At 61.9% G+C, this 5,033-nt stretch carries 7 protein-coding genes; 3 read left to right on the top strand and 4 right to left on the bottom strand.

Annotated features, from left to right (window positions below; genetic code table 11):
- Nucleotides 1-438, bottom strand: a 438-nt coding sequence (locus JNK99_RS08640) for an isocitrate dehydrogenase kinase/phosphatase AceK regulatory subunit (RefSeq protein WP_291851447.1), incomplete at its 3' end; no start/stop codon positions are given.
- 315 nt (nucleotides 439-753) lie between these two features.
- Here JNK99_RS08640 and icd point away from each other — a divergent pair.
- On the top strand, nucleotides 754-1,983 hold the full coding sequence (icd, locus tag JNK99_RS08635; RefSeq protein ID WP_291851445.1) for an NADP-dependent isocitrate dehydrogenase: 1,230 nt from the start codon (nucleotides 754-756) through the stop codon (nucleotides 1,981-1,983).
- Nucleotides 1,984-2,087: 104 nt separating this feature from the next.
- Here icd and JNK99_RS08630 read toward each other — a convergent pair whose 3' ends face one another.
- Nucleotides 2,088-2,309, bottom strand: a complete 222-nt coding sequence (locus JNK99_RS08630) for a hypothetical protein (protein ID WP_291851442.1) — start codon at nucleotides 2,307-2,309, stop codon at nucleotides 2,088-2,090.
- Nucleotides 2,310-2,313: 4 nt separating this feature from the next.
- Here JNK99_RS08630 and JNK99_RS08625 point away from each other — a divergent pair, with 4 nt between their 5' ends.
- Nucleotides 2,314-3,513 (top strand): CaiB/BaiF CoA-transferase family protein, encoded by a 1,200-nt coding sequence (locus JNK99_RS08625; protein ID WP_291851440.1) that lies wholly within the window; start codon nucleotides 2,314-2,316, stop codon nucleotides 3,511-3,513.
- Between the two features lie 167 nt (nucleotides 3,514-3,680).
- Here JNK99_RS08625 and JNK99_RS08620 read toward each other — a convergent pair whose 3' ends face one another.
- Nucleotides 3,681-3,860 (bottom strand): hypothetical protein, encoded by a 180-nt coding sequence (locus JNK99_RS08620; protein ID WP_291851450.1) that lies wholly within the window; start codon nucleotides 3,858-3,860, stop codon nucleotides 3,681-3,683.
- A 100-nt stretch (nucleotides 3,861-3,960) separates the two neighbouring features.
- The gene (locus JNK99_RS08615) at nucleotides 3,961-4,278 is read right to left on the bottom strand and encodes an RNA-binding protein (protein WP_291851437.1); all 318 of its coding nucleotides are present in this window, start codon (nucleotides 4,276-4,278) and stop codon (nucleotides 3,961-3,963) included.
- Nucleotides 4,279-4,652: 374 nt separating this feature from the next.
- Here JNK99_RS08615 and JNK99_RS08610 point away from each other — a divergent pair.
- Nucleotides 4,653-5,033: DUF4399 domain-containing protein (locus JNK99_RS08610; RefSeq protein WP_291851435.1), on the top strand; the 381-nt coding region annotated here is incomplete at its 3' end.

Raw genomic sequence — 5,033 nt, 5'->3', positions numbered from 1 at the left:
ACTGCGATAGGTCGGCGGATACGACTGGATGTACTCGGTCGACACGGCCGGCCGGGCAAAGATGTAGTCGTTGTGGAAATAGGTTCGATGCAGGATCTTCGAGCAGACCGAGTTGAAAAACGTCTCGGCAAGCTCGGGCTGCTTGTGGTTGATCAGTTGGCCGATGTAGAACAGCTTCACCTGCTGCCAGGTCGGATCGTCCAGCGCCGCAGCACCGAAGTTGGCACAGAGCAGTTCGGCCGTCTCTCGGACACGGTCGTCGTAGGAACGAATGCGCTCGCGGACGGCTTCGTGAACCCCCTTCCAGTCAGCCGCCTCGAACAGCAGCTTGGCTTGCTGACCGTAGCGGCGGATCAGGCGATAGTGTCGGTTGAAGCCATCGATCATCGCCTCGACCAGGCGTTCGGCGGGCGCGTTTGTAACCGTGAGGATGTCCATTTGGCTTGGTCTGTTGGTCTGTCGGTCTGCTCTGGCGGATTGTAGCATCGGGCCTGGTGCACCGCACCAGGCGGCGACTGCCACCCGCGGGCCGGCGCCGAATCGCCACGCAGAACACTCGATAGACTGGCAGATCACCTGCATTTACGACATAATTGCGCGTGGTGCCGCGGAGAGTTTGCTTCAGACAGATCCCTCGTGCCCAAGTACGCAGCATCGTCCGATCGACCGCTCCCGGGCCACCACCGGAAGCAGCATGGCACCGGTGCTGGCACCCGAATCGGATACAACCAAACCACACTATATGGAGTTGGCATGAGCGCAAGTCTGATCAAAGTCCCGCAAGGCGGCCAGAAAATCATCCCGGGGCAGGCAATCCCGGACAACCCCATCATCCCCTTCATCGAAGGCGACGGCATCGGCATCGACATCACGCCGGTGATGATCAAGGTGGTCGATGCGGCCGTTGCCAAAGCCTACGGCGGCGCCAAGAAGATTTACTGGATGGAAGTTTACGCCGGAGAGAAGTCGACCCAGATGTACGGTTCGGACGTCTGGCTGTCGGCCGAGACGCTCGACACCCTCAAGGAGTATTCCGTTTCGATCAAGGGACCGATGACCACGCCGGTCGGTGGCGGCATCCGCTCGCTGAACGTCGCCCTGCGCCAGGAACTCGACCTCTACCAGTGCGTCCGCCCGATCCAGTATTTCCGTGGCGTTCCCTCGCCATTGAAGGACCCGGCAAAGACGAACATGGTCATCTTCCGCGAGAACACCGAGGACATCTACGCCGGCATCGAGTGGGAAGCCGGCTCCGAGAGCTGCAAGAAGGTCATCAAGTTCCTGCAGGAAGACATGGGGGTCAAGAAAATCCGCTTCCCGGGCACTTCGGGCATCGGCATCAAGCCGGTTTCGAAGGAGGGTACCGAGCGCCTGGTGCGGGCAGCCATCAAGTACGCAATCACCAACAAGCGCCGCTCGGTGACCATCGTTCATAAGGGCAACATCATGAAGTTCACCGAAGGTGGCTTCCGTGACTGGGCCTATGCGCTGGCCAAGAACGAATTCGGCGGTGTCGAGATCGATGGTGGACCATGGCTCAAGCTGCCGAGCGGCATCGTCATCAAGGACTCCATCGCCGACGCCTTCCTGCAACAGATCCTGCTGCGCCCGGCCGAGTACGACGTAATCTGCACCACCAACCTGAACGGCGACTACATCTCGGACGCGCTGGCCGCACAGGTGGGTGGTATCGGCATCGCGCCCGGCGCCAACATCTCCGACCTCTACGCCTGTTTCGAGGCGACGCACGGCACGGCACCAAAGTATGCCGGGCTGGACAAGGTCAACCCGGGTTCGCTGATTCTCTCGGCGGAAATGATGCTGCGTCACCTGGGATGGTTCGAGGCGGCCGACCTGATCATCGCGTCGATGGAAGCGGCAATCGGCGACAAGGTTGTGACTTACGACTTCGCGCGACTGATGGAGGGAGCGACCGAGGTTTCCTGCTCCGAATTCGGCGATGCGATGATCGCCCGCATGTAGGGGTATCCCCCACCTGCTCCACTGAGAAGGCCCCCGCTAGGGGGCCTTGTTGTTGGTCGAACACCGGCAGCAAGCATTTCCCGGACGCCTTCATGGCAAGAGATTCAATGCCGCTCAGCGTCGGAAACTGGCTGATCGCCGGCCCGGATGGCCCGCCTCTTCAGTGTGTCGAGCTGCTGCTCCGGATAGCGTCCGACTTCGCACGCCCGCTCGCTGTCTTGCGGGTCACCATTGTTTTCTCGACAGTCCTTGTCGACGCGCCGGCCGGGAGGCGACACCGGCACATCCTCGGCAATCGCGGGACTGATCCCATCTGCCAGATGCACGCTCATGAATCCTGCGACCAAACCTCTGACCGGCCTGAAGATCATCGAACTCGGCAGTCTGATTGCCGGCCCTTTCGCCGCCCGTATCCTGGCCGAATTCGGTGCCGAGGTGATCAAGATCGAATCGCCCGACGGCGGTGACCCTTTGCGCAAGTGGCGCAAACTCTATCAAGGCACCTCGCTGTGGTGGTACGTGCAATCGCGCAACAAGAAATCGGTGACGGTTAATCTCAAGCATCCGGCCGGCCGCGAAATCGTCCACAAGCTCGTCGCCGAGGCCGACATCGTGATCGAGAACTTCCGCCCGGGAGTACTCGAAAAACTTGGTCTCGGCTGGGAGACACTGGCGACGATCAACCCCGGTCTGGTCATGCTGCGCCTCTCGGGCTTTGGCCAGAGCGGCCCGCTCGCCCAGCAGCCGGGCTTCGGCGCCATCGGTGAATCGATGGGCGGGCTGCGTTACGTCACCGGCTTCCCGGACCGCCCGCCGGTCAAGACCGGCATCTCGATCGGCGATTCGATTGCCGCGCTGTGGGGAGTGATCGGCACGCTGCTGGCGCTGCGCCACAAGGAGCACAACGGCGGTCAGGGGCAAATGGTCGACGTCGCACTGTACGAAGCGGTGTTCGCGATGATGGAGTCGCTGGTCCCCGAATTCGATGTCTTCGGCTTCGTACGCGAGCGTACCGGCAACATCATGCCCGGCATCACCCCCTCCAACACGCACACCACCAGCGACGGCAAGCACGTGGCGATCGGCGCCAATGGCGACGCCATCTTCCGCCGGCTGATGCTGGCCATTGGCCGCGACGATCTGGCCGAGGATCCTCAACTGGCCGACAACACGGGGCGTGACGCGCGGCGCGACGAACTGTACGCTGCAATCGACGCATGGGTCTCGGCACACGACGAGGCCGAAGTACTGCGCGTCCTGACGACGGCCGAAGTGCCTGCCTCGCGCGTCTATTCGGTGGCCGACATGTTCACCGACCCACATTACCTGGCCAGACAGATGATCGAGTCCGCCACACTCCCCGACGGCAAGCCGTTCCGCATTCCAGGCATCGTTCCCCGACTCTCGGCAACCCCCGGCAGCACCGAATGGCTGGGTCCCCGGCTGGGCGAGCACACCGACCAGACGCTGCAACAACTCGGCTATTCAGCTGACGAAATCAGCGCCTTGCGTGCCGCTGGCGCAATCTGAAGAGAATAGGGCCGGATAGCCAGCACCGCTCTGGGCGCTGAAGCAAACAGGCCGCAGCGGTCATCGAAGGTCGCCTGCCCGCCAACCGACTCCCGGTCAACCGGCCACGGCGCGCACCGACCGGCGCAGGCAGCACCCCGCATGCATGCCTTCCCGGACCGGACGGCTTAGCCCGGTGGAGATCCGTCGTCGTTCTCGGGCGCTGCCGGCAGCGCTGTCGAGCCTGGCTCGGTCGCCGCTTCCGGAAGGCTCCTGGCAACCAGGTCTCGCTGTCGCTTCTCTTCCTGCGTCCTTTTCTTTTCCAGCTCTCGCTGACGTTTTTCAAACTGATAGTTTGGCTTTGCCAAAGCGTGTCCTTTCACTGCCGCGCTCGCGGCGACACCGGTTGCTGTTTGGAGAGGCGCGCCTTGACCCGGCCAAAGCGCCTGAAACGCAAGGGAGATCCGATCAGTAGCGGCCACCCGTGCGACCGCCGCCGCCACCACGACGCGCACCGGCAAATCCGCCGCTGCGGCTTTCCTGCGGACGTGCTTCATTGACGGTCAGGGCACGGCCATCAAGACTCTTCCCCGAGAGTGCCGCGATGGCCGCCTGCGCCTCCTGATCGGAGCCCATTTCGACGAAACCAAAACCCTTTGAACGGCCGGTTTCGCGATCGCTGATCACCTGCGCGGAAACCACCGTGCCATGTTTGGTGAACAACTGTTCGAGTTCGCTCTTGCCGATACTGTAAGCCAGGTTACCGATGTAAAGCTTCTTGCCCACTGTGAGTACTCCCGCTTGAAAACGTGAAAAACACTGCGTTGATCACAATAGCAATGCTCGGCCCTGGAGTCGAATGTTTTCCAGTGGCCGTTTAGTCGGACGCGGCGAGGAGTTCGCGCCACACCCCGCGCGATGCGTCCGCCTGCCCTTTTCTCGGCGGACGATTGATACTGTAGAATCCGCCGCAGCGATGGCAAGATTCCTCACCAGCAGCATTGCCGCGTCACACCGTTTACATCGACCGCTCAGGCAGGGCGGTCGATGTTCTGCAACCCTCCGGGTCCGTTCGTCCGTACTGGCCCATCGTTAGCAAAGCCGTCGATGGCCGGCCGCACTGGGTCACCTGTCACCTGCCGGAGAAAGGGAGGACGCTGATGAAAGAATTGAGAGTTATCCCAATGGTGACCCTGCTGCTGCTCTCCGACGCTGTGCTCGCCAAGTCCTTGCCGGAGGAACCACTCGAACGCCGCTGCTGGCTGCAATACACGGCGGATCGAACCTCCGTCAGCCTGTTTGCCGAATCGACCCCTGTAACCTTCTCGAACCTGCGTGATGGGTTCCAGGTGCGCAGTCCGTTCTGGGTAGAATTCGGCATCCGTGGCATGGGGGTGATCCCTGCCGGCAACAAACGGGAAAAAAGCGGCCATCATCATCTGTTGATCGATACGCCCCTGCCCTCGTCGGTCGCTGAACCGATCCCCTTCTCGGACAAGTACCGGCACTTCGGCAAGGGTCAGACCGCCGTGGTGCTCGAC

It is taken from the genome of Accumulibacter sp. (assembly GCF_016789985.1).
Taxonomy (GTDB): Bacteria; Pseudomonadota; Gammaproteobacteria; order Burkholderiales; family Rhodocyclaceae; genus Accumulibacter.
The sequence above is the reverse complement of the archived record's forward strand: the minus strand, read 5'-3'. Positions and strand labels throughout refer to the sequence as shown.

What these genes read in the sequence shown, in the direction of transcription:
- icd (WP_291851445.1), top strand. Translation starts at nt 754, where the DNA reads ATGAGCGCAAGTCTGATCAAAGTCCCGCAAGGCGGCCAGAAAATCATC.
- JNK99_RS08625 (WP_291851440.1), top strand. Translation starts at nt 2,314, where the DNA reads ATGAATCCTGCGACCAAACCTCTGACCGGCCTGAAGATCATCGAACTC.